This is a genomic window from Nitrospiraceae bacterium, from assembly GCA_019637075.1.
Lineage (GTDB): Bacteria > Nitrospirota > Nitrospiria > Nitrospirales > Nitrospiraceae > JAHBWI01.
The window spans coordinates 363924-387595 of record JAHBWI010000003.1 but is presented as its reverse complement, the minus strand read 5'-3'; the positions used below and the strand labels follow the sequence as shown (position 1 = coordinate 387595).

General features: G+C 60.6%; 24 protein-coding genes. 7 read left to right on the top strand and 17 right to left on the bottom strand.

The window, feature by feature from the left end; all coding sequences use genetic code 11:
• Positions 1–10 precede the first annotated feature (10 nt).
• The 14 genes from KF814_09945 to KF814_09880 form a co-directional block, all read right to left on the bottom strand.
• Positions 11–1345 (bottom strand): DUF2088 domain-containing protein, encoded by a 1335-nt coding sequence (locus KF814_09945; protein ID MBX3236464.1) that lies wholly within the window; start codon positions 1343–1345, stop codon positions 11–13.
• Positions 1346–1372: 27 nt separating this feature from the next.
• Positions 1373–2068: a glycosyltransferase gene (locus KF814_09940; GenBank protein ID MBX3236463.1), complete on the bottom strand. Its 696-nt coding sequence runs from the start codon at positions 2066–2068 to the stop codon at positions 1373–1375.
• The gene (locus KF814_09935; protein ID MBX3236462.1) at positions 2065–2253 is read right to left on the bottom strand and encodes a hypothetical protein; all 189 of its coding nucleotides are present in this window, start codon (positions 2251–2253) and stop codon (positions 2065–2067) included. Before KF814_09935 ends, KF814_09940 begins: the two co-directional genes overlap by 4 nt.
• Before the next feature lie 14 nt (positions 2254–2267).
• Entirely contained in the window at positions 2268–3806 is a 1539-nt protein-coding gene (locus KF814_09930) for a polysaccharide biosynthesis C-terminal domain-containing protein (GenBank protein ID MBX3236461.1), read from the bottom strand.
• Between the two features lie 44 nt (positions 3807–3850).
• Positions 3851–5071 carry a polysaccharide pyruvyl transferase family protein gene (locus KF814_09925; protein ID MBX3236460.1) on the bottom strand — a complete coding sequence of 407 codons (1221 nt, stop codon included), beginning with the start codon at positions 5069–5071 and terminating at the stop codon, positions 3851–3853.
• Positions 5068–6195 (bottom strand): glycosyltransferase family 4 protein, encoded by a 1128-nt coding sequence (locus KF814_09920; protein MBX3236459.1) that lies wholly within the window; start codon positions 6193–6195, stop codon positions 5068–5070. Before KF814_09920 ends, KF814_09925 begins: the two co-directional genes overlap by 4 nt.
• The gene (locus tag KF814_09915; GenBank protein MBX3236458.1) at positions 6192–7406 is read right to left on the bottom strand and encodes a glycosyltransferase; all 1215 of its coding nucleotides are present in this window, start codon (positions 7404–7406) and stop codon (positions 6192–6194) included. Before KF814_09915 ends, KF814_09920 begins: the two co-directional genes overlap by 4 nt.
• A gap of 17 nt (positions 7407–7423) precedes the next feature.
• Positions 7424–8584, bottom strand: coding sequence for a glycosyltransferase family 2 protein (locus KF814_09910; protein ID MBX3236457.1), 1161 nt, complete (start codon positions 8582–8584; stop codon positions 7424–7426).
• 174 nt (positions 8585–8758) lie between these two features.
• Positions 8759–9778, bottom strand: a complete 1020-nt coding sequence (locus KF814_09905; GenBank protein ID MBX3236456.1) for a flippase-like domain-containing protein — start codon at positions 9776–9778, stop codon at positions 8759–8761.
• On the bottom strand, positions 9765–11219 hold the full coding sequence (locus tag KF814_09900; protein MBX3236455.1) for a CDP-alcohol phosphatidyltransferase family protein: 1455 nt from the start codon (positions 11217–11219) through the stop codon (positions 9765–9767). The genes KF814_09905 and KF814_09900 overlap by 14 nt, the downstream gene beginning before the upstream one ends.
• Positions 11220–11283: 64 nt before the next feature.
• The gene (locus tag KF814_09895; protein MBX3236454.1) at positions 11284–12003 is read right to left on the bottom strand and encodes a phosphocholine cytidylyltransferase family protein; all 720 of its coding nucleotides are present in this window, start codon (positions 12001–12003) and stop codon (positions 11284–11286) included.
• Complete coding sequence (locus KF814_09890; GenBank protein MBX3236453.1) at positions 12000–13094, bottom strand: 2-aminoethylphosphonate aminotransferase; 1095 nt, start codon at positions 13092–13094, stop codon at positions 12000–12002. The genes KF814_09895 and KF814_09890 overlap by 4 nt, the downstream gene beginning before the upstream one ends.
• Before the next feature lie 75 nt (positions 13095–13169).
• Positions 13170–13748: a sulfopyruvate decarboxylase subunit beta gene (locus KF814_09885; protein MBX3236452.1), complete on the bottom strand. Its 579-nt coding sequence runs from the start codon at positions 13746–13748 to the stop codon at positions 13170–13172.
• A gap of 77 nt (positions 13749–13825) precedes the next feature.
• Positions 13826–14323 (bottom strand): hypothetical protein, encoded by a 498-nt coding sequence (locus tag KF814_09880; GenBank protein MBX3236451.1) that lies wholly within the window; start codon positions 14321–14323, stop codon positions 13826–13828.
• Between the two features lie 151 nt (positions 14324–14474).
• On the opposite strand from KF814_09880, the gene KF814_09875 reads away from it, so the two are divergent.
• The 6 genes from KF814_09875 (at position 14475) to KF814_09850 (ending at position 21349) form a co-directional block, all read left to right on the top strand.
• Positions 14475–15017 (top strand): hypothetical protein, encoded by a 543-nt coding sequence (locus tag KF814_09875; GenBank protein MBX3236450.1) that lies wholly within the window; start codon positions 14475–14477, stop codon positions 15015–15017.
• A gap of 97 nt (positions 15018–15114) precedes the next feature.
• The gene (locus tag KF814_09870; protein ID MBX3236449.1) at positions 15115–15552 is read left to right on the top strand and encodes a hypothetical protein; all 438 of its coding nucleotides are present in this window, start codon (positions 15115–15117) and stop codon (positions 15550–15552) included.
• 166 nt (positions 15553–15718) lie between these two features.
• Positions 15719–16099 (top strand): PilZ domain-containing protein, encoded by a 381-nt coding sequence (locus KF814_09865; GenBank protein MBX3236448.1) that lies wholly within the window; start codon positions 15719–15721, stop codon positions 16097–16099.
• Between the two features lie 200 nt (positions 16100–16299).
• Positions 16300–16953, top strand: a complete 654-nt coding sequence (locus KF814_09860; protein ID MBX3236447.1) for a TetR/AcrR family transcriptional regulator — start codon at positions 16300–16302, stop codon at positions 16951–16953.
• Entirely contained in the window at positions 16943–18136 is a 1194-nt protein-coding gene (locus KF814_09855; protein ID MBX3236446.1) for an efflux RND transporter periplasmic adaptor subunit, read from the top strand. Before KF814_09860 ends, KF814_09855 begins: the two co-directional genes overlap by 11 nt.
• A 33-nt stretch (positions 18137–18169) precedes the next feature.
• A complete protein-coding gene (locus KF814_09850; protein MBX3236445.1) occupies positions 18170–21349 on the top strand; it encodes an efflux RND transporter permease subunit in 3180 nt (1059 codons plus the stop codon).
• A gap of 129 nt (positions 21350–21478) precedes the next feature.
• On the opposite strand, the gene KF814_09845 is transcribed toward KF814_09850, so the two are convergent.
• Both KF814_09845 and KF814_09840 read right to left on the bottom strand, forming a co-directional pair.
• Positions 21479–21823 (bottom strand): SCP2 sterol-binding domain-containing protein, encoded by a 345-nt coding sequence (locus tag KF814_09845; protein MBX3236444.1) that lies wholly within the window; start codon positions 21821–21823, stop codon positions 21479–21481.
• A gap of 49 nt (positions 21824–21872) precedes the next feature.
• The gene (locus KF814_09840) at positions 21873–22316 is read right to left on the bottom strand and encodes an S-adenosylmethionine decarboxylase (GenBank protein MBX3236443.1); all 444 of its coding nucleotides are present in this window, start codon (positions 22314–22316) and stop codon (positions 21873–21875) included.
• Positions 22317–22469: 153 nt separating this feature from the next.
• Between KF814_09840 and KF814_09835 the strand changes: the two genes are divergently transcribed.
• Positions 22470–22649 carry a hypothetical protein gene (locus KF814_09835; protein ID MBX3236442.1) on the top strand — a complete coding sequence of 60 codons (180 nt, stop codon included), beginning with the start codon at positions 22470–22472 and terminating at the stop codon, positions 22647–22649.
• Between the two features lie 267 nt (positions 22650–22916).
• On the opposite strand, the gene KF814_09830 is transcribed toward KF814_09835, so the two are convergent.
• Complete coding sequence (locus KF814_09830; GenBank protein ID MBX3236441.1) at positions 22917–23627, bottom strand: hypothetical protein; 711 nt, start codon at positions 23625–23627, stop codon at positions 22917–22919.
• Between the last annotated feature and the right edge of the window lie 45 nt (positions 23628–23672).

Below are 23672 nucleotides of genomic sequence, written 5' to 3'. Positions count from 1 at the left end.
GCCCTCCCCTTTACGCTTGATCGGCCGCAGGGGCCGGCACAGAATCTACGGCAGCCGATGCCTCAGCCCGATCAGACCCATCCGCCAGAAGCAACGGCGCGCAACGGTACACTGCGACGGTTCTCGGTCCCTCGCCGTGGCGTTCCCGCAACACCGCCGCCAAATCGTTCCACTCACGAAACCATCGGGCGCGCGGAAAGATCCGCGTCACGTCATTCGCTTGAAGACCCGGCGCCATGACCAACAACGGCTCGCGCTTCCGGCGCATCAAGGCTAAGATGGTCTGGATTTTTTCAACCGGACGGCTGAGGTCCGACGGCCCCAAGTGTCGCAGGCGGCGGGCAAGACGGGACCACAAGGGGCTCGCCACCGGAAACAGCTCATGGTTGCCGACGCCCTGCGGGCAAGCAGCGATCACGACCTTCGACGTTCCGGCACCGGTCCGTTCCAGCGGCCAGAGACCGCGATCCTGCGCAAACTGCCAGCTGCCGTCGAAGGGATACATGTCCGCGACCACGACATCCGCTCGAGGCGGCGACGCCACCCGGTAGAGCTGCCGCGCCGCCTGCACGCCGGATTCGAAGGCTTGTTCGACGTCCCCGGCAAACAACCCGCTGATGGCACGATGCCGGTTCAGCGTCACGTTGACGATGAATTCGAGCCCGGCGCGTCTGGCGATGGCCACCATATCCCGCCGTACCTCTGTGTGAATCGAGCCGCCGCGCGCGCGTGCGCCGCGCACATAGTCATGCATCATGCGGGTCGTCTCCGCCCCGCAGAGACCAGGCAACACGATCTTGGCGCCGCCGGAAAACCCGGCAAAGGGATGGGGATAGAGGCAACCGATCCCGATCTTGAGATCGCACTCCATGAATAGGCGATTGATCTTCACCGGCAACCCCGCCGGCGAGGTCCCTAGATCCGCCAGCTCTCCATGACAATCGTGGGGCACTACGCGAAGGGTGGCGGCAATCTGCGCCCCAACCTTCTTCACGACGGCGTCCCCTGAATCGGGCGGATGGGTGCCGCCGGCGACAAAAACCGTAATGGCTGTTTCCGCAATTCCAGCCCGTCGGAGGTCCGCAACCAGCAACGGCAATACATCAGCCGCAGGAGTCGGCCTGGTTAAATCATCGACGACAATGGCGACACGGCGCTTCCCCTTGGCCGATTGCCACAGCGGAGCCGCGCCGATCGGCCGGGTGAAACGATCTCGCATCTGCTCCTGCGTCAAGCCCGGCTCGTCGGGCGGGCCCAGATCGACCACCCGCCACGAATCGGGAAACGTCAGGTTCAGCGGTTCGTCCCCGAACCAGGCCTTCATGCGCAACTCGATGCTCGGCATTCCTTTCCTCCTACCTTCTCTCTCTGCTTACGACTCTCTGCCCGTTTTGGTTTGCAGACGCGACATCGGCGTCCTGAATGCCAACTCCCACACGAATCCGACTGCCTGCGCTTTTTCCCCCAGCCGATAGCTCCAGAAATGCCGGGCGTCACGAAACAGGCGACGCTCGAACGAGCCGAACAGCTTTTTCCACAAGGCCCGCATCCACCGTGGTCTCGCCCTCTGTATGCCTTGCCCCCACAACAGGCTTTCGTGCGGGGCCACGCTGACCTGATCCTGATTCATGATCCGATACAACCGCGCGATCCCCACCCCGCGGTGAAAACTGTGTCGACATAAACTCATCGGGGTGACCTTTCGCAGATGCACCGGGTGGTTGGGGACATAGACCATCCGAGCGCCACGTTTCTGGAATCTCCAAATCAATTCCCAATCCTCGCCGGACCCTGCGAAGCATTCATTGAAGACATAACCGTCCTCTCGTAGGCACCGATCCAACCATTCGCGCCGGAACAGAATATTGGCGCCGTTCCCCACCAATCCGACGTCGTCAACCTGCTCCACCGTGGGCAATGGCTTTCGCCACCGAATGGCATCCAACAGCGGATCTGACTCCTGAAAGGTTCCTCCGGCGGCCGCGGCGTCATGCCGATCGATCGCATTGACAAGCTGCTCAAGCCAATCTTCCCTCGGCACCGCATCATCGTCGGTAAACGCGATCAAATCTCCTTTGCTCTGAAGTAGCCCCTGATTGCGCCCCAAGCCTCCCCGCGGCGAGCATGATCGATGATCGGCAGCACCTCGTCGGGCAGACGCATCTGCCGCGCCAGCGCCGCAAGGGTCAGCTCGAGCGTCTCGCGCCCGAACGTCGGAATCACCACCGACACCACATGACGATCCTGCGTCAACGAAATCTCCTGCCTCAGTTCGGTGCCATGACGCTGAGCCGCCCCAAAAGCGGCTGCAGGTACCCCATCACCTTCACTGCCGTGGGACGAAGCGCCCCCGGAAGGCTGTCGACGATCTGTTCCAGTTCGCGAATGCGGATCAGCCCAAGCCAAAATACGCCTCCCCAATACAATGCGACCGACAACACCACCCCCGTCGTCAGGGCGACGAGCGGCTCGGTGATGAGTAGTCCAATCGGCATCAAGACGGTCACGGTCACGCCGCAGAGGAGGCCGAATCGACCGAAGGGAAACTCCTCAAACGGACGAACCCCCTCGCGGCGCAAGAGGAGAACATAGGAAATCGTCACCATCAGGAATGAGGCGGAGGTGGCGACCGATGCCCCGGCCGCCCCCCATCGCGGCACCAAGACCACATTCAGCACCACGTTCACCAGCGTGGCGGCCGACACCGTCTTGAAGAGGGTGGCGACCCAGCCGTGAGCCTGAATCACCGGCCGCATCACGCGGGCCAAGGAAAAGGCAAATACGCCCGGCACCAATAATTGCAACGGCACGGCCGCTTGCTCAAACTGCGGGCCGAAGTACAAGGTCACGGTTTGGCTCGCAAACACCATCACGACGATGAGCAGATAGGCCGTGCTCACCATCACGTACCTCATCAACCGACTCACCAATCGGGAAAGCTCATCCAGGCGGTTCTCCGCCCACAAACGCGCGGTCGATTGGAGCATCACGCCTTCGATGGCGATCGGCACGAACCAGACGAACTCCGACCATTGCACCGCCGCCGCATAGAGCCCCGTCTGTTGATCTCCGGAGAAGTGTCGCACCAACACCACGTCGACGGAATAGAGCACCATGGCCATGCCCGTATAGCCCATGCTGACCATGCCGAACAGCAACAACTCGCGCCGCGGCACCGGGTCAGCAGTGGCCTCGCCACCCGATTCGTCCAATGCAGCTGCGGCCCGCCGCAACGTCACCACCGCCACCAATACCGTCCCCGTCAGCATCCCGATCAAGACTCCGGCCACGCCGAATCCCAACGCCGCGAGCAGAATCCCGGCAAGGCCCGACAGCGCGATCCCCATCGAGGCAGGAAGTGTTTCTTCATCCTCCCGATGCAAGCCGTGCAGAATCCCGGCGGCATGTTGATGGACCTGCTGCGCCCACAAGGTCCCCACGACTAACAGCATCATGCCGGCTGTCTGGAGTTTCCAGTAGGCGGCACTCACCTGCAGCAACGATGCGACCAGCCCCACCACGAGCGAGCTCACCAGCGTGACACGAGCCGCAAAGCTCGCAAGTCCCCGCGCGCGTGGCCGCTCTTCCGGTCGTTCGGCAATGTGCTTCGTGAGCATCTGCCTCATGCCGAAGTTGGCGGGATGTACGCAGATCATCAACAGCGCCACGTAATAGGCATATTGGCCGTAGCCATCGATGCCCAAGAGACGGGAATACAGCGGCAATGCGAGCCCGGCCACGACGAGTTTCGTCGCGGACCAGGTGCCGACAGAGACGATGCCTTTGGCGATGCGCTTGGCTGACATAAATGGAGGAGGACGCGCTTCCTGCCCTGCGTTCAGTGTCTCGGTTAAATGCTCAAGGACCCCACACGCGCGGGCCCGGTGACCAGAGTGACGATTCGCGACAATTGCCCGTCGTAGGCGGCCGAAAACATCTCAGCGCGCTGTTTCAAGTCAGCTCGAATCTGCCCCTGTTGCGCCAGCGCGTCCAACACCCGGCGGCTCAATCCTTCGCCGGATACCTCCTGAAGCCGCACCAGGCGTTCGCGCTGCCCGAGCAGATCCATGAGGCTTTCGTTCTTCGACGCATACGACACACCGATGACGGGAGTGGCCATCGAAGAGGCCAAGAGCAGCGCGTGGAATCGCACCCCCACGACCACGTCCATTAGCCCGAGCATGGCCTTCATCTCGGCCGCCTGATATTGTTGCAACAGGACCTTCACCCGCGACTGATCCGCACCGCAATCCAACCCCTCCACGACGGCAACCGCCGGTCGGCGATCATCGTCCGGCTCGACGGTGTGCATGGGGACAAACACGATCGTTCGGTCTGTCTCGCGCAACAGCGTCCGTACCAGACACCGGATCGCCTCGAGATACGCGTCAACCTGCTGCGGCGAAAACCGGGAATCGTAGTGGTGCACGCCGAATGCCGAACCGGCCCGGAATCCCCTCAGGCAAATCGCGACCACCCCGCGATCGGTGGAAATTCCCTGCTCCCGCAGCAGGGCCCGCGCCTGCTCCATTGGCAACGGCATCAGTCGCGTGGCCGGGTCTGGAACAAATTCAACGGGGTTCTCTCCCCAAACCAGTTCCGACAACGCGTTCACGGTTTGCATGTCTCGCCCGCTCAGGTACGCCGATTGCCGACAAATCCACCGAACCAGGATGCGACACAGCCGGTTTTCCAAGGGACGCAGCCAAATGGCCCATACGATCACTTTCACGCCCGCAAGCCATGCCACGGCGGTCAGCGCAGCGCAATAGAGCATCTGGGCCACGTGGTCGAAAAACGGGGACCCTCCTGTGAATACCAGGGTATCGACCGACCAGAGGAGACGTACCAACTTGAGTGGGTGTTTGCGTGGCGCTAGGGCAGACAATCCATAGAGCCGCTCGAGCCGAGCAGGATCCGGAGTCAGCACTGTGAATCTCGACGGGGTCGTTCGTCCGAGGCTCTCGACGATGCCCAGCAACAAGGCATTGTCGCCGACGTTTGGACTGTCGAACCAGCCACCGGTCAGGCACCAATGTCGCGGCCGGCCGGTACCGTTCGCATCGCTCACGCGGCGCGCCCCCTCGTACGGGCATGGTGATCGTATTGGGCAACGTGGGCGTTGAGGGCAGCCGAGGTTTCGTAGGTCGCACGCACGTACTCGTACGCCGCCCGCCCCTTTTCCAAAGGCGCATCGGCCAATAGGCGGCGGATGGCGCCGGCATAGTCGTCGTCGTGAACTTGTTGCCCGAATTTCGTGGCGAACTGATCCGGATCCACCCGGCTGATGATCGGACACCCATAGGCGGCGGCCTCCAAGAACGTCAACGGCAATCCCTCGCGAATGGCCGTGCTCACGAGTACCCAGGTGTCGGAGAGCAATCGATGCATACGCTCCGGTTCCGTGAAACGGTTGATCAACCCCGGCATTTCGAGGTTCGGCACGTCGCGATGCCGGCGCCGCAGTTCCTCATCGAATCCCCGCTCAGCCGAGGCGCTCCCCTGGCCCACGGCCACGAAGCGATACTCCGGAAACTGTCTGGCCAATTCGAGAAAAATCCACGGGCGCTTTCGCTTATCCCAGCGAGCGAGGTAGGTGAAGGTCGGCTGGTCGGCCTTTCGGGGCAACGACGGAGGCACGTCGATCAGGTTCGGCAGCAGCGACGGCAATACCGACAGGCGATACAACCGCTTGACCTTTTCCTTCAGAAAATGTGCCGGGCAAAATACACCCTGCGCCCCCTGCACCCCCAACCGCACGAGCAAACTGGCTTCCGTCAGGTAATTGAACGGCGTCATCAGACGGCGCTTGGGAGTCGCATACAGAAACTCGGTCCACCAGTCCTTCAGATCACGCGGATCGCGGCTGGTCACGAGGTGCGTCCGCCTCGGATGAAACCGCTGCGCCAGATAGGTCAGGATGGTCGGATCTTGGGAATGGAAGATGTCCGCGTCGGATTCCCGGATGACGCGGCAGGCTTCGATGATGTTTCTGGCGGAGAAGCTCCGAACTTCGACGCCGCCGATGACCTCCCGCGGCTTCTGGCCCTGCCTCCCCGGCACGATGACGCTCACACGAAATCCATCCCGGGCAAGGCTCTCCGCCAATTTCCGGGACATGCTCCCAAACCCGCCGTAAATGCCCCAATCAAAGTACTGACTGGTGAGAATGCAGACTGCGGCCTTCGTCTTCATGCGCGGGCCCCTCCCGCCATATCGTCACCCATCGCGCGCAATCTCCGCCGATCGTCGATTCCCTCCGACACCCCGGAGCCCTGTGCCACCTGCAAGCAAAGGTCCACATACCGGGCCGCAAGCGCCGGCCAGCCGAACCGCACCGCACGGCGGCGCCCTTCCGCCCCCATGCGCAGGCGCGTAGCGGTTGCGTCCACCAGCGACGCCAGCGCATCGGTCAAGGCGCTCTCATCACCCCAAGGCACGATCTTCCCGTTCTCACCATCCGTCACCAATTCCGCCGTCCCACCGGTATCCGTCACCACCACCGGCAATCCCGACGCCATCGCCTCCAGCAGCGCGATCGACATGCCCTCGTGTTGGGACGGCAACACAAAGATATCCGCCGCATGATACTCGGCCGGCATGGCCGCACGCGGGACAAATCCCCGGAATGTCACGTCATCGGCAAGCCCCAGCCGCTCGGCCAGTTCACGGAGCATCGGTTCCGCATCTCCCGTTCCCACCAACGTCACTTTCACCCGTCGAGCACTTGCCTCGCATAACCGCGCCACGGCCCGCAGGAGATAATGCTGGCCTTTTCGCTCGATGAGGCGAGCGGCGCACACAAGCGTGACCACCTCGGAGGGCGCTTTTGCACGAGGACAGAATCGTTCCGTATCCACACCGTTCGGCACCGTGATCGCTCTGAGTTCCGGCATCGTCCGATGCGCCAGCTCGACTTGTTCACCGCTGATCGCAGTCACCACGGCAGCCGACCGCCAGATTCTGCGGATGATCGGCCGCAACACCGGATAGAGGTAGTCATAGCGCGCCTCAAACCCCGGCACATCCGGCCCCTGCAGCGAGACGAGGTAGGGAAGGCGATGCGTCAGATGTAAGGCATAGCTCATCGCGCCGGCCGGCACTCCCGCGAAGGCGAACGTCAAGTCGTAACGATATTGCTTGACGAGTCGATAGGCCAGGCGAAGCCCTCGACGACTGTAGCGCAGTAATTCGGCGTTGGTCGCGTGATGGATGTTCCGGTTGTCCACCGGAACCTTATGCAGCGTGATGCGATCGGCGAACTGCTCCAATTCGTAGGTTCGCGGGCTTCGCGACGACGTCACGAGGTCAACGGTGAGATCCTGGCGTTTGGCCATCTCGCGCAAGAGATGCTCATTGACCACCCCGGTCCCCCCGCCGAGCGGCGGGAACTCGTTATCAAACATCAGGATGCGAATAGCGCTTATCTCCTAGTGACCCGACGAGCGACATAAAGCGGTCGGCGTTTGACCTCATCCGAGATGCGGCCGATGTATTCGCCGATCACTCCAATCGTCATGAGTTGGATTCCTGCAAGAAAAAAGATGGATACGACCAGTGTCGTGAAACCGGGGACACCGACCCCATAGGTGATCTTCTTCACGAAATAGGTCAGCGCGACGAGGAAGGATAACAGGGACACGGCGAGGCCGAGCAGCGTAATCACCCGCAACGGCATATGGCTGAACGAAACCAATCCATCGAGGGCCAAGTACAGCAGCCTACGGAACGTATACTTGGGAACCCCAGCATGGCGCGCATGGCGCTCGTAGGGGACCCCGATCTGCTTGAAGCCGACCCAACTCCGAATCCCTCGTACAAACCGATTCCGTTCCGGCATGCGTACCAGGAGATCCACCACGCGCCGATCCATAATGCAAAAATCCCCTGCATCCAACGGGATCTGAATATTCGCGACGCTCTGCAGCAGACGATAAAAGCCGGCATAGGCCAGACGCTTCCCCCACCATTCCTTCCGCTCGGTCCGGACGGCATAGACGACTTCCCAACCCTCTCGCCACTTCTCGAGGTAGCGCGGCAGCACCTCGGGCGGATCTTGAAGATCGGCGTCCATGATGCAGACGGCACGGCCACGACTATGTTCCAAGCCCGCACTGATCGCGACCTGATGGCCGAAATTCCTGGCGAACTCCACGACCGTCACGCGTGTATCCTGTTCCTCCAACCGCCGAAGGATCGCCGGGCTTTGATCCTGGCTTCCGTCGTCGACAAAGACAATTTCATAATCGAAACCGAACCCGTTCAAGACGCTCGTAAGCCGGCCATACAGGGCCGGCAGGTTCTCTTCCTCATTCAAGACCGGAATGACGATCGAGAGCATCGGCACCGGAGCGGCAGCCGGCACGGCACTGACGAACCCCAACCGAGGGCCGGTGGATGCCAATTCATCCAATGTGGCGGACGGTTGCAATGCGGCGGCCAGGGCCCGACAAAAACGAAGCGCCTCCGCCGGGTCATCCACTGGAGGAACGGCAAACGCCCCTGTCAGCTGAGGAGTCCCGCCTCCCCCGCCTTCACGAGGACGCTGTTTCGCCGCAGCCGATAGCTCGGGCCGGTATGCCATCCTTGCACTCTTGATCTGGTAATTGGGCCGCTCGCGGCCGAGGAGGCTTGCGCGTTCAACCTACTCTTGCCCAGTGTAGCGCAGAGTGGCCGGGGAGGCCAGTATTACTTAGGAATATGGTGGTAATTCGAAGCAGGGCAGTGAGAGAGTTTTATGCAATTGTAGCAGGAGGGCTCACAGGGCGACCGGACCTGCGGGCGACTCCGGACTCGTGTCGACATGACGTGCCACCAAGGCGAAACAGAGGAGTCCGAGCCCAATCCACACCAACTCACGAAATCGCCGCAGCAAGGCAAAGGTAATTCCGGTTACTTCGCTATACCCGAAGGCTGTCACCAAGAGGAGGTTGCCTGCATCCTGGGCTCCCAGACTGCCCGGGATGAAGAAAGTTCCGCCCTTGATGAAGACAGACAACGCCCCGATGGCAAGCGCCGACAGCACCGTCGCCGGCTGGCCGAGGCAGGCGATCATCACATAGACTTCCAACGCTTCCGCCAACCATCCGAGCAGAAACATCATGGTCGACAGCAGGAATCCCGAGCGGTCGTGCGTATAGAAACCTGCAATCGTGCGATCGAGTTCCCGCAGCTTCTCCTCCCGCGCTTCAAGATACGCCATGCGCAAGCCTACCTTGCGCAGGAGGCCGAGAATCCCGGTGAACATCCCATGGCGCTGAACGAGCATGAAGGCCCCGACTCCGAACACCAACAATCCCACGCTGGCCAGACCAGCCATGATCATTTGTCCCGCGGAGCCTTTCCCCCCGAGCAGCCAAAATCCCAACGCCATCCCTGCCAAGATGAACAGAATTTGGGCAATGGTCATGGTAGTTTTTGCCGTCACGACCGAAGCCATACCCTCGACCATCGGCACACCATGCCGTTTGAGGAGCAACGCCTTGAGCGGTTCGCCGCCCACATAGGCCGTGGGAGTGGTCATATTCACGACTTCACCCGCCGTGCGAATGGCCCAGAGCCGCCAGAATGGAAGTCTGTCGGCCCAATCGCCGAGCGTCACCCGCCAGCCGTAGGCCTCGAGCAGATACATCAGCAGCGACGGGAGCAACACGATGAACAGCGCCACCGGGCCCAATTGGGTCACGGCCTCATAGATGCGCGCGATGCCGATATTCCAGATGAGGGCGGAGAAGGTCAGCGCCCCGAGGACAAGAAGGGTGAGCTTAAGCACGGGCACGCGCCGTCGGGCGAAGCACCCACAGCATGAAGAACCAAAAGAACGTCGACCCGAGGGCGGCCATCCAGAGGAACCAATCAAGCTTGTCGAGCACGGCGAACAGAAATACGATCACGGAGAAGTCGCGGCTCGCGACATTTTTCAGAATGAAATCAGACCAGGCCGCTTGCTTGGGTGAACTCCAACCCTTCGCCGCGCCGATTTTCTGTGCTTTGGTAACCAGCCAGAACGACATGGCGTTACCGAACACCGCAGCCCCGCCGAGAGCCAACGGTACCCACGCCCCCTCGCTTCCGAACTGTCGCAGATACGACCCGCAGGCGATGCCGGCAAAAATGGCAATGTGCACGACATTGTCCATCGCAATATCCAGCCAGGCCCCGAACGGCGATTCGGTGAAGGTCAACCGGGCCACCTCTCCATCGCAGCAATCGATGACCGCCGCGAGTTGGAACAGCAGCGCAGCGAAAATGCCCGCCTCGTAAGTTCCCCAGCCGAATCCGACAGCGGACAACAACCCAATCACTGTCGCCACCATCGTGATGGTATTCGGGGAACACTTCAGCCGCAGAAACCCTTTGGTCAGAGGCCGAGAGAACGTTCGATTGAAATACCGATCGACAAATCCTTCCGCCTCCCCTTTGAGCGAGCGGAACAGGGTGCGTTCGGCGACGCCGGCGCTGGCGTGATCCCACACGTCTCGATACCACAGCCCTGCATTGGATGCCGCGGCCACCACTCGCACCCGCCCATCGGCGGCAGCCCGTTCCAGCCAACGGCGGACAGGAATGGCCCCGGAACCCTCCGCCGGAGTGGCCGCGCCCAATGTCGAAGATCCGCCGGACGGAATTAAAATGTTGGCCGGCAGCACGACCATATCGGCCGCAACCTGATGCCCCTCGAAACCGGTTTGGTTGTGAAAGGATACGAGTCGGCCTTCTTGCAGCGCGACGGCCGGGTTACGGCGACCAATGGGCGGCTCCCCTTGTCCGGATTGCCTCGTCACCACCATCGCCTCTCCGTCCCGCACATTTTGACGAAGATGTTCGATCAATCCCTTTGAGAAGACGGATTGGACGCTCGCGATCAGACAGAACCCCCGCACTTCGGTCGCCAGCGATTCCCAGGTCCGGGGGTCGTCCAGGGGAAACTCCCGCACGGGCATCCACCGTACCGGAATCGTCACGCGGGCGCCGCGCGAGAGCGTCTGTTTGAGCATTTCTTCTTCCGACCCGACCAGCACGATCAGTTGCCTGATCCCGGAGCGCTGGAGTGTGAGCACGGCCCGCTGGAACAGGCTCAGGCCGCCGACCTTCGTCAGCGGACCCACCTCACTCAGCCCGCGCCCGACTCGATCACCGAACAGGCCCGTGCCCGGAAGCAGGATCGCCGTCGACAAACCCTGCAACTCCGCGCCATGCTGTACTGTGCTTTCGCTCATTTCCGCCGCTCGTGTCTCGTCTCTCGCATATTCGTATCTCGGCTACGCGACACCGACCAAACGCTCAGAGTCTCGGCAACACGTCCCGTTCAGCCTTCGTGACGTCTTCGGGAAAATCGATCTCGGTCCAGGGCAAGCCGCCGATTTTTTCATGCCCGACCTTCACGTCTGTGAAGTATTGCAGCAAGCCGTCCTCGTATTCCATATCCCATCGGTCGCGATCGATATAGCCTTTCAAGGAACCGACGACATGCGGGATATCGGATCGGCGCACCTTGAGAAATCCCACGCCTTCCCCCGCGAGGTCATAACGATCGGGCACCTTTTTGCTCAGCGCGATGACACGGCCGCCTTCCACCACCACCATGCATTCCTCGCCGCTCTGCTTGACCGTCTCGTCCATCAGCAGGCAATTCCCATGGTCGGACTCCACGAGGCGACGAAGGATTTCCCGATGAAACAGGACGTCGGCATCCATGACGATTGCGTCGTCGTCCAACGCCGGCCTGGCCAGCCATAACGAAGAAATACTCCCTCGGTGAAATTGATTGTTCACCAGGTATGTGACATCGACGCCGTGGAGCCCGTCCCCCACCGCCGCGCGGATCATCTCCTGCTTGTAGCCGACCACGACCGTGGCCTGCTTCACGCGAAGGGCGGCGAGCGACTCGAGATACCGCGAGATCAACGTCTTGCCGCCGATCTCAATCAGGCACTTTGGCTTGTGCTGTGTGATGGGCCAGAGCCGTTTCCCGACTCCGGCGGCCAGAATGACGGCTTTCATGAGTGAACGGTCGTGCTCTCAAGCACCTGCTCGAACGCGGAAAGAAAATCGTCGATCTGCTGGGATGTCAGAGCCCCCATGTTGGCGATGCGGAAGATCTTCGCCTCCAGTTGCCCCTGCCCGGCATAAATCACAAACCCTCGCTCCTTGAGCCGGTCGTGCAAAGTCGCGTAGCTCAGCCCGGACGGGAGGTGAAATGCCGTAATCGTGTTCGACTGGGAGTCCGCCGGCAACAAGGCTTTCACACCGAGTTGCGCCATGCGCTCCCTGATCCGGGTCGAGGCCTTCTTATAGCGGGCGAGGCGCTGCGGGACGCCCTCCTCCAACAATTCGTCGAGCGCTTCCTCAAACGCATAGTACACCTGCACCGCGGGGGTGAACGGAATGGTTCCGTTCCCCTGATCATCCACATAGTGCGTCAGGTGCAGGTACCAGGAACGCTTGGGATAGCCCCGCATACGGTCGAGGAAGCCTTTCCGAAGGAGCACGAACGACACGCCGGGGAATCCCTGAATGCACTTTCCAGCGGTTCCGGCCACCATATAGATGTGGGAGCCCGGAATGTCGATCTTTTCGCCGCCCAACCCGCTCACGGAATCGACCACGAACACCCGGTTCTGACTGTCGACCACATCGGCAATGTCTTTCACGGGATTGATGAGGCCCGTTGTGGTCTCATGGTGGACCATGGCCACCGCATGGACCTCGGGATGCTGACGTAACGCCAGCCGCAGCCGCTCCGGATCGGGCTTCACGTGCCAATCCAGCTTGAACTCCGAAACGCCCAGGCGGTGCAAACCGATCATGTTCGAGATCCGCTCGCCATAGACACCGTTGTTGATGACGAGCATCCGCTTGCCGGTCGGAAGGCAAGACATGATGGCCGACTCGACCGCGGCCGTGCCGGATCCGGTCAACAAGACCGCCACATACTCGGACTCTGCCCCCGGCACGAAGGCTTTCAGCAGCTTGTGTTGTATGCGATGTAGGAGGTCGTAGAATTCCGACTCACGATGGCAAATGTCCGGACGCAGGAGCGCCTGGCGGACACGCTCGGAAACATTCACGGGACCGGGATTGAGCAATATCACCTGTGCGCTCCGTTCTTCGTGAGGCGAATGGTGTGAGCCGGGAGTAGGACGAGCGGCGCTTCACGAACGACGCCGCTATTCGATGGCCTTCATAAACCGTTTGGTAATATCGGGCGGATCGAGGACGATCCGACCGGCGTCTTCGACGAACTCGTTGACCTTGACCAGCAACAGGCTGGGTCCGTCTTTTTTCAGCATGTCTTTGAATTCATACACGAGATCTTCCCGATCCTTCACCCGCTCGACGTTGAGGTACCCGGCGGCTTTGGCCACCTTTTCGAGCGGCACCACGTTGGAGATGGTCGGCTGATTCCCCGTAGTTCCGTACACCTCGTTATCGAAAACCACATGAATGAAATTCTTGGGCTTCAATGCGGCCACGGTCGCCAACGTTCCCATTCCCATCAACACGTTGCCGTCACCGTCGAACACCACGACCTGCTTCTTGGGCTTGGCCAGCGCGACACCGAGTCCGATGGCCGGCGCATTCCCCATCGAGCCGATCATATAGAAGTGGGTGGGACGGTCGGCGATTTTCTGCGCCTCGCGCGATGGAAACCCGTTGCAGACGATCACCGGTTGATCAGTCAACAGTTCCAGCAACGCCGCCATCGCCTGCGCCCGACTCTGCATCGTCCCTTGTTCAGGCCTCACAACAGTTACCTCGTCGTTTTTCTCTCGAGTTTCGCGGGATCCGGACTCCGCTTTCATGCGGAGCCCTTCACGGCTCTTTACGGATGCAAGGCCTTGACCACACCCTTCTTGATGATCAAGGCGACCGGGATCCGTTGCTTCATGAACGTCTGGCTGACCCATTTCAAATCGTCCAGCATCGTCTGCTCCGACAGGGTCCGATGCGGAATCTTCATCGTATCCAGCAACTGCGGCATCGTTTCGCCCATGACCAAATGCTCCGGGGCATCCTTCCCCTGAAAGCCTCGCCAGGACACGATCAGGATACAGGGCTGCTGATAAATCACGTTGAGCGAAATCAACGCATTGAGCGACGTGCCCAAGCCGGAATTCTGCATCAACACGGCGGGAATCATTCCGCCCATGAAGGCGCCCGCCGCCATCGCCACCGCCTCGTCCTCGCGTACCGCAGGGGTATAGAGCTTCCGGGTCATTAGCTCTTCAATGATGCCGCCCAGAATCGAATCCGGCACCCCGGTGTAAAAGTTCACCCCCATCTGCTGGAGGGCGTCGACAAAGACATCGCTTTCAATCATGGTGTGGCGTTTCGCTCCCTCGCTCAGATCACGCGCATGCAAGAGCGCGCATTATAGCCAAGGCCCCTCGGCATTCTCAAGAAATCGGAAGGGAAAGTTGCCGTCGCCTCCGCGCCCATGGTAGCGTGCCGAGTGACGCGGTTACAGCTCGATGCACACCCGACGACTCACAACAGGCGCACGACCGCCGCTGCGGCTGCTGGTTTTTCTTACCCTCTTCGCCCTCGAGTCGCTGACTTCGGCCTTTGCGGTCACGATGACGAACGACCCCAAGGGTTTTCGGGATTTCCTGTGGGGCGCCAAGCTCGACGAGGTTCCCGCGCTTGCAGTGCTCCGCACGAGCACCCACATCACCGACTATGCGTTTCAAGGCGGGCCATCGCTCTACGGAGATATTCCCGTCGAGAGCGTGCTCCTGTCGACGGTCGACGGCCAGTTTGCGCGCGTCACCATCCGCTACCGCGGCGACAAAACCCACAAACAAGTGATGGCATTTCTAGAACGCTCCTACGGCGCATTGGAACGGATTCCCGGACAGATGACGCGTGGGCTGAACCAGCAATATAATTGGCGGGGTCCTGAGACCGAAATCAATCTGACCTATGAAGCCAACTTGGATCGGGGATTTCTGTTTATCGAGAGCCGGACACTTTCACCGCGTTTCCATGACTACATCACGGATTCAGCCGAATAGGCGGTGCCGAAACACCCCATCTGCGATGGTCCGGCGCATCATCTGTGTGCTGGTCCTTCTTCTATGGCTGCCGTCGCTCCAGGCAGGCGCCGTCCCCATGGCCAACGACCCGAATGGCTTCGAAGGGATCACCTGGGGGGCAAACCTTGCGGATTCCGACAGCTTCGTAAAGGTGGAAGATGCCGGCCGGCTGCGCAACTTCGAGCTCAAGGCCGGAGTCCCGACGCTTGGAAACTCGAACGTCGACTCGATGCGGTTCATGACGATCGACGGCCAATTTGCCCGTGTGACGGTGCGGTACCACGGCAAAGAGGTTCACGACCAGGTCTTGGGATACTTGCAAAACCAGTACGGCCCGCTCGACCGAACCCCGGGGCAAATCGCCGGCGGCGTCGTGAAGTTCCTCTCATGGCAGGGATGGGACAGCGAGATCACCTTGCGCTACGACACCAGAACCGACCAGGGCATCATCTTTTTTGAAAGCCAGACCCTCCGTTCGAAACTCGCCGAAGGCAACAGCGCGACCGTCTTCTGACCGGTTCTCTTCCCGACCCCGCAGCGCACCGTTCCCATCCCCTACTTTTGCTGAATACCGTCACCCTGCCTCGGAATAATGCCGACGCAAAGAGAGTTAGCTAGACTTCTTCATGTCGGTCGCCTCTAGGAAACGAATCCTCTGTCCGCGACGAAAGGATGTCCAGATGAAAGCCAGCAAGGTTGCCTCGGGCTCTGTAGATGGGAATGTGCTCAGCGCGACGGACAATCGCCGGCGCTCCCAGCGCCATCCGGTCGATCTGCGACTCATGTACTCAGGGCTCGTCAATGGAGATCTCATCTTCGGCGACGGACGCGTCATCGACCTGTCCAAAGGCGGCTGCGGAATCCGCGGCAATCAGGCCGTTCGACCGGGCATGGATTTGACGGTCTTCCTGTACCTGCCCCACTCGGAGGAACCGCTGTTCATCGCTGAAATGCGTGTAGCCTGGGCCGCGGGGACTCGCTTCGGTGCCCAGTACCGGCTGATCGCCGAGGAGGAGCGCGCCCGACTCCAGGTCTACCTGGAGAGTCAGTTGCTCCAGTAGGACATCACCACCGGGGGCCGGGCCGCTCAGGCCCGGCCTTCTCCTTCCCGGTCACCCCCACCAACTATTCCCTCAATCCTCCCTACCCATAGCAACGCCGATCCCCCGCTTCAATCTCTCATCTTCTTGTCTTCCCTTTTGTTGGCATGGTAGCCTTTCGGTGAGTGAACACTCACTCACCAACAGCACACCGACAGACCATGCACGCCACCCCGACCGTCTCCCTGCCACGCCCTTCGAGTCACGACCGGCAAGCCAGCCTGATCTCTGCTGCCGCATCGCTCTTTGCCGCCAAGGGCTTCAAAGGGACCACCACCAAGGAAATCGCGAAGGCCGCCGGCGTCAGTGAAGCGCTGGTCTTCAAGTACTTCCCGACCAAACGCGCGCTCTACAGCGCGATTTTGGCGGAGAAGGCTCCGATCAGCCAGTTGGTGGAAGCAGTCGAGGAAGTCGCCCGCAAACGCGACGACCATCGCGTCTTCACGCTGATCGCCAGTTACCGCATCCGTCCCGGCGCCGACCCCACGATGTTGCGGCTCCTGTTGTTCAGCGCGCTCGAGGGCCACGAACTTGCCGACATGTTCTTCGGAAAGCAGCACCGGGTGTTCTACGATTACCTCGCCGGCTACATTCGCACCCGCATCAAAGAAGGGGCATTCCGAAAAATGGACCCGCTGCTCGCGGCCCGCGCGTTCATCGGCATGGTCGTTCACCACCGGCTCCTGCACGAAATCTTCGAGGTGCCGCTGGATCGTTCGCATGAGGACACCGTCTCCACCTATGTCGAGCTGTTCCTGAACGGGCTGCGGGAATCCGTCGCCCGAACCAAACGAGGACCGCGTCGTGTCCGGTAATCCCATCAGCCGCCATCCGATCGTCACCCTCGGGGTCATTCTCTTCTTCGCGGTCACCGCGCTCGTGGTGTTCCGCCTCAGCAGCGGCGCCAAGGTAGACGGACGCAAAGGCCGGGTGATCACGGTCGGGACGATGAACCCCATCAAGCAAGACTTGGATGTCCGCCTGACCTACACCGCGGACTTGATCCCCAATCAGTTGGTCAACATCTTTTCGCGCGTCGACGGCTATATCGCCAAGATCTATGTGGACAAAGGCGATTTGGTGAAGGTCAATCAGTTGCTCATCGAGATCGATCACACCGATTTCGTCCATGCGGTCAATCAGGCGAAGGCGAATTTGGTGTCGGCCAAAGCCAAGGTGGTCCAGCAGGACGCCGCCGTACGAAACGCCAAACTGACGTTGGACCGCATGCAGGCCTTGATCAAGGACCAATTCGTGTCCCAGCAGGACCTGGATAACGCCCAGGTGAATTCGGATGCGGCGATCGCCTTGATGGACTCCCTCCGCGCGCAGGTCAAGCAGATGGAGGTCGCCCTCGCGCAGGCCGAAACCAACTTGGCGTACTCGTACATCCGAGCTCCCTTTGCAGGATATATCGCCGAGCGCAACCTCGACCCCGGCTCCTACGTGAGCGGCACGACGGCCAGCACGTCGACCATGTCGCGTGGCATCCTCAGTCTCCATGACGTCGAGACCGTCCGCACCCTCATCGAGGTCGTCGAAAAGGACGTGCCCTTGGTCAAGCTGGGACAGCGGGCGGATGTCCGGGCCGAGGCGTACCCCAATGAAACCTTCGAGGGCACCGTGACCCGCATCGTGCAGGCCTTGAATCGCGCCACGCGCACCATGACGGTCGAAGTCGACCTTCCCAACAAGGATCACCGGTTGAAGGGCGGCATGTTCGCGCGCGTCGAGCTGCTGGTCGACAAACACCCACAGGCGGTGCAGATCCCGCTGGACGCCGTCAGCCGACTGGAAGAATTCCAGTACGTCTACGTGATCAAGGACGGCAAGGCCCATCAGGTTCCGGTCGAACTCGGCAGCCGAGTAGAGAACCGGGTGGAAATTCTGAAGGGCCTCTCGGGGGATGAACAGCTCATCGTGGCGGGCAAAGACCTGGTCAGCGAAGGAACGCCCGTCCAGGTCAAACTGCTGGGCGACGTGAAGCGTGAATCGTAATTCGTATACGGTCTAACGTCTCACCTCTCTATTATGTGGCTGACGCTCCTCGCCCTCCGGAATCGCATCGGCATCCTGATGCTCTCGCTCGCCATGGTGGTGCTGGGCGTGACTTCCTTACAGCGTCTCCCGGTCGACCTCTTCCCCAACATCCAAGTACCGGTCGCCTTCGTCGGGGTCATTTATAAAGGCGCCCCCCCGCTCGACATCGAGCAGAGCGTCGTCTATCCGATCGAAAAGGCCGTCAGTTCCGCGTCCAACGTCGAGCATGTCGAATCCTTCTCCAAGCAAGGCATCGGGGCGGTCCAGGTCTGGTTCAACTGGGGAGCCGACATCAACGTCGGCCAAATGGAGGTGATGCAGCGCATCACGCAGATCCAGGCCAATCTTCCACCCGGCAGCCTCCAACCGTTTATCGTCAAGTTCGACGTCTCCAACATTCCGGTCTCCTTCGTAACCGTCACCGCGAACGACTTGGACGAGCGCGCGCTCTACGACCTCGCCTATAACACGATCGCTCCGCAGATCGAGCAGATCGCCAACGTCGCGGCCGCGACCGTGGAGGGAGGCAAGGTCCGGCAGATCAACATCAGCCTGGATCCGGCGCTGCTGCAGGCCCGGGGCCTTTCCATCCTCGACGTGGTGAAGTCGGTGAAGGCTGCGAACCTCATTCTCCCCTCGGGAGACATCAAGGCCGGCAACCTCGACTACAACGTCTTCACGAATACGCAGTTCAAGACGGTGGAACCGATCGCCGACGTGGTGGTCAAGATCGACGCGCGCGGCAATCCCGTTCGGATCCGAGACCTCGGCACCCTGTCGGACTCCTCCGATATCCAGACCAACATCGTGCGCACCGACGGCAAGCGCTCCGTCTATCTGCGGGTAAACAAGCAACCGACCGCCAACACAGTCGAGGTGGTAGACGCGCTTCGCCGCGCCTTACCCAAAATGATCGGCATCCCCGCCGGGGTCCAACTCGGGATTTCCTTCGATCAATCGGTCTATATCCGGCAAGCCATTCAAAACCTGATCGAGCAGGCACTGCACGGCTCTCTGTTGGCGGCAGCCGTCATCCTTCTGTTTCTGCGCAACGTCACGAGCACGTTGATCATCTCGGTCGCCATCCCCCTCTCGATCCTGGTGACCTTCATCGTGCTGTATTTCACCAATCAAAGCCTAAACGTCTTCACGATGGGCGGCCTGGCGCTCGGGATCGGGCGGCTGGTCGACGACTCCATCGTCGAGCTCGAGAACATCCAGCGGCATCTCAACAATGACCGAAACCGTTGGGAGGCGATCACTCAAGCGGCCCGCGAAGTGGCCATGCCGATCTTCGCCTCCACCGTCACCACCGTAGTCGTCTTCCTCCCAATGTTTTTTGTCGTAGGGATTGCCCGGCTCTTGCTGATCCCGCTGACGCTGACCATCGCCATTGCCCTGTTCACCTCGTTCTTCGTCTCCCGAACGGTCACGCCGGTGCTGTGCTACCGATTCCTGAAACCCGAACAGGAAGCCCATCGCAATCTCCCCGCGTGGTTCGTGCGCGTCATGGACTGGAGTCGCCGCCGGTACGAAGCCTTGGACGAGGGATACGAGCGGAGCCTCCATTGGGTGCTCGGCCACCGCCGCACCTTGCTTGTGGCCGTCGTCGTGATCTTCCTCGGCTCACTCATGCTGCTCCCCTTCATCGGCACCGAATTTCTGCCGGTCTCAGACGAAAGCCAATTTAGAATCGTCTTGCGGGCACCGGTAGGGCAGCGTGTCGAGAAGACCGAACAGCAGGTCGCGGAAGTCGAACGGGTGCTGCGCGAGAACATCGGCCGGGACGAATTGGAAACGATCGTTTCGAGCACGGGCGTGCTCGCCCAGGGCCGTTCGTCGCTGTTCAATCCCAACACCGGCCCCCACACCTCGGTGATCTCGGTCTATCTCGTGCCGCCGGACAAGCGAAAAAGAAACCAAGTTCAGGTGATGAACGACGTGCGCCCCAAGATCATCAAACTCTTTCCCGGCGTGGCCTTGTTCTTCGATCCGGGCGGACTAGTGAAACGCGTCACCAGCTTCGGGTCGCAGAAGGCGATCGACGTGGAGATCTATGGGTATGAATTGGAGAAGGCCCGCGGGGTGGTCCAGCAAGTACAGGAAGCCATGCACAAGATTTCCGGCATCGCCGATATCGAGGTCAGTCGCGAGGAGAACTACCCCGAGGTCAACGTCGTAGTCGACCGGGAAAAGGCCGCGCTCCTGGGTATCAGCGAAACCGATATCGCCAACGCGGTGCTCTTTTCGTTGAATGGAAACGGCCAGACCGACCCGATCATCTACACTGATCCCCAGACCGGCAACGAGTATTACATCAGCGCCTGGCTGGGGGAGGACCACCGCAAGAGCCTCACCGATCTGGAAAACATTCTGCTCACCACCAAATCGGGAGACCCCGTGCTTCTGAAGAACGTTGCATCGCTGAAGTTGAACGCGGGGCCCGTGAAGATCGAGCGCAAGTACTTCCAGCGGGTGGTGCATATCACCGCCAACCCGGTCGGCCGCGACCTCGGCGCCATCGCCTCGGAGTTGGAATCCGCCTTTGCCGCCATGCAATTTCCACCCGGCTTCACGGTCCGCATGGCAGGGCAAATCCAGCAGCAACGGGAGACCTTCGAAGGACTGATGTTCGCCAGTGTCCTGGCCTTGATCCTCGTCTACATGGTGATGGCGGCCCAATTCAAATCGCTGGTCGACCCCTTCATCATCATGTTCTCCGTTCCGATGGGGATTCCCGGCGTCATCGTCATGCTCTTCCTCACCGAGACCACACTGTCGACCGCCTCGCTCATGGGCATCATTATGATGCTCGGGATCGTGGTCTCGAACGGCGTCCTGTTGGTGGACTATACGAACGTGTTGCGCCGGCGCGGGCTCGAGCTCAAAGAGTCGGTCCTGACCGCCTCCCGCACCAGGTTGAGACCGATTCTGATGACCTCCTTGGCCACAGTGGTCGGGCTGGTCCCCATGGCTTTGGGCTTCGGCACGGGGGGCGAAACGAATGCGCCGCTTGCCCGTGCCGTCGTCGGCGGGCTGACCGTATCGACGATCCTGACGCTGTTCTTGGTCCCGACCGTGTATGTGATGCTGGAAGAACGGTTCCCGCGGCGAGCGGATCAACTGGGCGAGGAACGGCTGGGCACAGACCTAGCCGCGCAAGAAGCGTAGCGCAACCGCTGCATTTGAGGTCTCACATCTTTCGTCTCACGAGATTCGCATCGAAGCGAGAACACATTGGGGAACTGGCGCGTCTTGGTACGCTGGGGGGAGAGAACAGAGGGCTTTTTCAGCCTCCTGCTAGGGACGGAGCGAGGGAAACAGCGACGCCAACTGCAACGCCAACCCGACATCACCGGCAATGCGCAACCGACCGGACATGGCGACGGCCGGTCCGCTGAGTTGACCGTTCAACACACGCAGACAGTCTTCGCCTGACATGGAGAGCGTCACCTGGGGATCCGGGTGGGTGCCCTCCGTAATACGGCAGGCACCCTCCCGGATCTGCAGGTGATACTGGCCCCCATCGTTGCCGCTCAAGTCGAACTGGTACACCGCATCCAGTCCCTCGGCGGCCTCGGGATCCAGCTTGGCCGGAAGCGTCGCAAAGAACTCGCGCACGGATTTCGGTGACGAATCGCCCATCACTGGCTCAGCAGGTCAACCCTCGCCGGACGAACCCGGCTGCCGGTGGCTAATACCGCAACATCGCCCGGTGGCTGGAGCGGCGGGCACCGAAAAACGCTTTCGAGAATTCCTCGACGACGGCCGGATCGTAACCCTTGCAACTGAAGATATCGAGATAGGCGCTGTTGGTATCGTTGGCAAAATGCCCGCTGATCAAGGACGTCTCGATCAACTGGACCATGCTGTAGCCGGCCACGCGTCCCTCGCCGAAATGGACGATCTGGCAGGCACCATAGCGTTTCATCTGAATCAGCTCGCAGAGCTGAACGACATACGCCTCAATTTGCTTGGCATCGCGAATGCGGTCGGGAGCACAATCGTGGAGGTCGACGGAAGTACAAATTCCCCAGGCTTTGCCGGGCCCGACAGAGTCGGGGCTGACCGGTGAATCAGCAAGCCTGGCTGAGGTTGATGAGATATCGTCGGAGGTCGCACCTTCGGCGTTCTGCATATGAGAGACTGCCTTTCTGTTGGGGGTGAGTGGAAGTGAACCGCATATTCTGCAATATACTCAACGTCGCAGAACGTGTAAATGTTTATCTCCAAAAAATCTTCGCCGAACGCGCATTGACAAAACTGCGACCCCTTAGCGAGAATGCCGCCCATGTCTGATCCATCGACTCAGCCCGCCAACAGCCCGGTTTCACCCGCCGCACTGCCCGATCGGCTCTGCACCTGGTGCAAGGTGGCCATGACCAAACGGCTCGTGGCAGGCGGCCAGTTCGTCCATTACACCTGCCCCAAGTGCGTGTTCCAACATACGACCAAGCGCACCGATAAGTAGGTCGCACATCAGCCGTCATTCGTCGTGGGCGTCAGCCTTCGGGTGACTCAAAAAGTCTGTCAGCAAGGCCGCAGCGAGGCCCGCGACGCGACGAAGAAGGAGCGTTACGTTTGCGGGCGGGCGCGAGACGGTGAGCGCCCAGTGTCTTCATCACGTTCGTGGACGCCGGCGAGACGGCAGTGTCCGGAAGGCTCAACATACCGTGAGCAGGGCTTTGAGCCTCTGAACTACGCGAGAACGATGCTGGCAGGCTTGTTCAGCGACCCGTCACTCGTCGTAGTACTTCTCGCGGTAAATCGGACAGAGCCCCTTCTGCGTAAGCGCTTTCGTCACGTCACGGATCATCGCGCTCCCCCCGCAAAGATAGGCGGCCAGGTTGTTCACCACCAGTATTCTTTTCTCCACCAGAGCCGTCACGTACCCGCCGGTTCCCGTCCAATCAGGATCCGGCCGTGAGAGCGTGGTCACCACCGTGAAATTCGAGTGCTGTTCCGCCAATAACCGAAACTCTTCCTGCCAATAGAGGTCCCGCCGGTTGCGCAAACCCCAATAGAGGGTGACCATTTGGGAAGACGCTCGCGCCAATTGCGCCAGAATCATGCTCCGCAGCGGTGCGATCCCGGTTCCGGTTGCCACAAACAACAGATCTTTCGTCGGGTCGTCTCGCAGATAAAAAGCTCCGGCCGCTCCGGTGAACTGCGTGCGGTCACCTTCGCGCAACCCAAACAGGTACGTGGACCCAGGCCCCCCCGGCACCAAGTTCAAAAGGAGGAGAATCCGATCGGTTCGACCCGGTGGTGAGGCAATCGAGTAGGGACGGGTCACCGGTCGTGGAGCCCCCGCCTTCGGTACCTCGAATGAGACGAACTGTCCGGCCTTGAAAGTGATCGTCGAGGGTTCGATCAGCCGCAACTCGATCGTCCGCACGTCATGCGTAAGATCGTCGATCCGTGAAACCTCGGCCGTGTAGCGATCCATTCAAGCCCCCTGCGCTCACCGACCGGCCTCTCTTTTCACCCTACC

Excerpts from the sequence above, each read along its gene's own strand:
- KF814_09840 (MBX3236443.1), bottom strand. The coding sequence starts at position 22,316 with ATGCAGAACGCCGAAGGTGCGACCTCCGACGATATCTCATCAACCTCA.
- KF814_09875 (MBX3236450.1), top strand. The coding sequence starts at position 14,475 with ATGCACACCCGACGACTCACAACAGGCGCACGACCGCCGCTGCGGCTG.
- KF814_09845 (MBX3236444.1), bottom strand. The coding sequence starts at position 21,823 with ATGGGCGATTCGTCACCGAAATCCGTGCGCGAGTTCTTTGCGACGCTT.
- KF814_09880 (MBX3236451.1), bottom strand. The coding sequence starts at position 14,323 with ATGATTGAAAGCGATGTCTTTGTCGACGCCCTCCAGCAGATGGGGGTG.
- KF814_09910 (MBX3236457.1), bottom strand. The coding sequence starts at position 8,584 with ATGGCATACCGGCCCGAGCTATCGGCTGCGGCGAAACAGCGTCCTCGT.
- KF814_09830 (MBX3236441.1), bottom strand. The coding sequence starts at position 23,627 with ATGGATCGCTACACGGCCGAGGTTTCACGGATCGACGATCTTACGCAT.
- KF814_09850 (MBX3236445.1), top strand. The coding sequence starts at position 18,170 with ATGTGGCTGACGCTCCTCGCCCTCCGGAATCGCATCGGCATCCTGATG.
- KF814_09945 (MBX3236464.1), bottom strand. The coding sequence starts at position 1,345 with ATGCCGAGCATCGAGTTGCGCATGAAGGCCTGGTTCGGGGACGAACCG.
- KF814_09915 (MBX3236458.1), bottom strand. The coding sequence starts at position 7,406 with ATGTTTGATAACGAGTTCCCGCCGCTCGGCGGGGGGACCGGGGTGGTC.
- KF814_09860 (MBX3236447.1), top strand. The coding sequence starts at position 16,300 with ATGCACGCCACCCCGACCGTCTCCCTGCCACGCCCTTCGAGTCACGAC.
- KF814_09870 (MBX3236449.1), top strand. The coding sequence starts at position 15,115 with ATGGCCAACGACCCGAATGGCTTCGAAGGGATCACCTGGGGGGCAAAC.
- KF814_09865 (MBX3236448.1), top strand. The coding sequence starts at position 15,719 with ATGAAAGCCAGCAAGGTTGCCTCGGGCTCTGTAGATGGGAATGTGCTC.
- KF814_09895 (MBX3236454.1), bottom strand. The coding sequence starts at position 12,003 with ATGAAAGCCGTCATTCTGGCCGCCGGAGTCGGGAAACGGCTCTGGCCC.
- KF814_09835 (MBX3236442.1), top strand. The coding sequence starts at position 22,470 with ATGTCTGATCCATCGACTCAGCCCGCCAACAGCCCGGTTTCACCCGCC.
- KF814_09930 (MBX3236461.1), bottom strand. The coding sequence starts at position 3,806 with ATGTCAGCCAAGCGCATCGCCAAAGGCATCGTCTCTGTCGGCACCTGG.
- KF814_09900 (MBX3236455.1), bottom strand. The coding sequence starts at position 11,219 with ATGAGCGAAAGCACAGTACAGCATGGCGCGGAGTTGCAGGGTTTGTCG.
- KF814_09920 (MBX3236459.1), bottom strand. The coding sequence starts at position 6,195 with ATGAAGACGAAGGCCGCAGTCTGCATTCTCACCAGTCAGTACTTTGAT.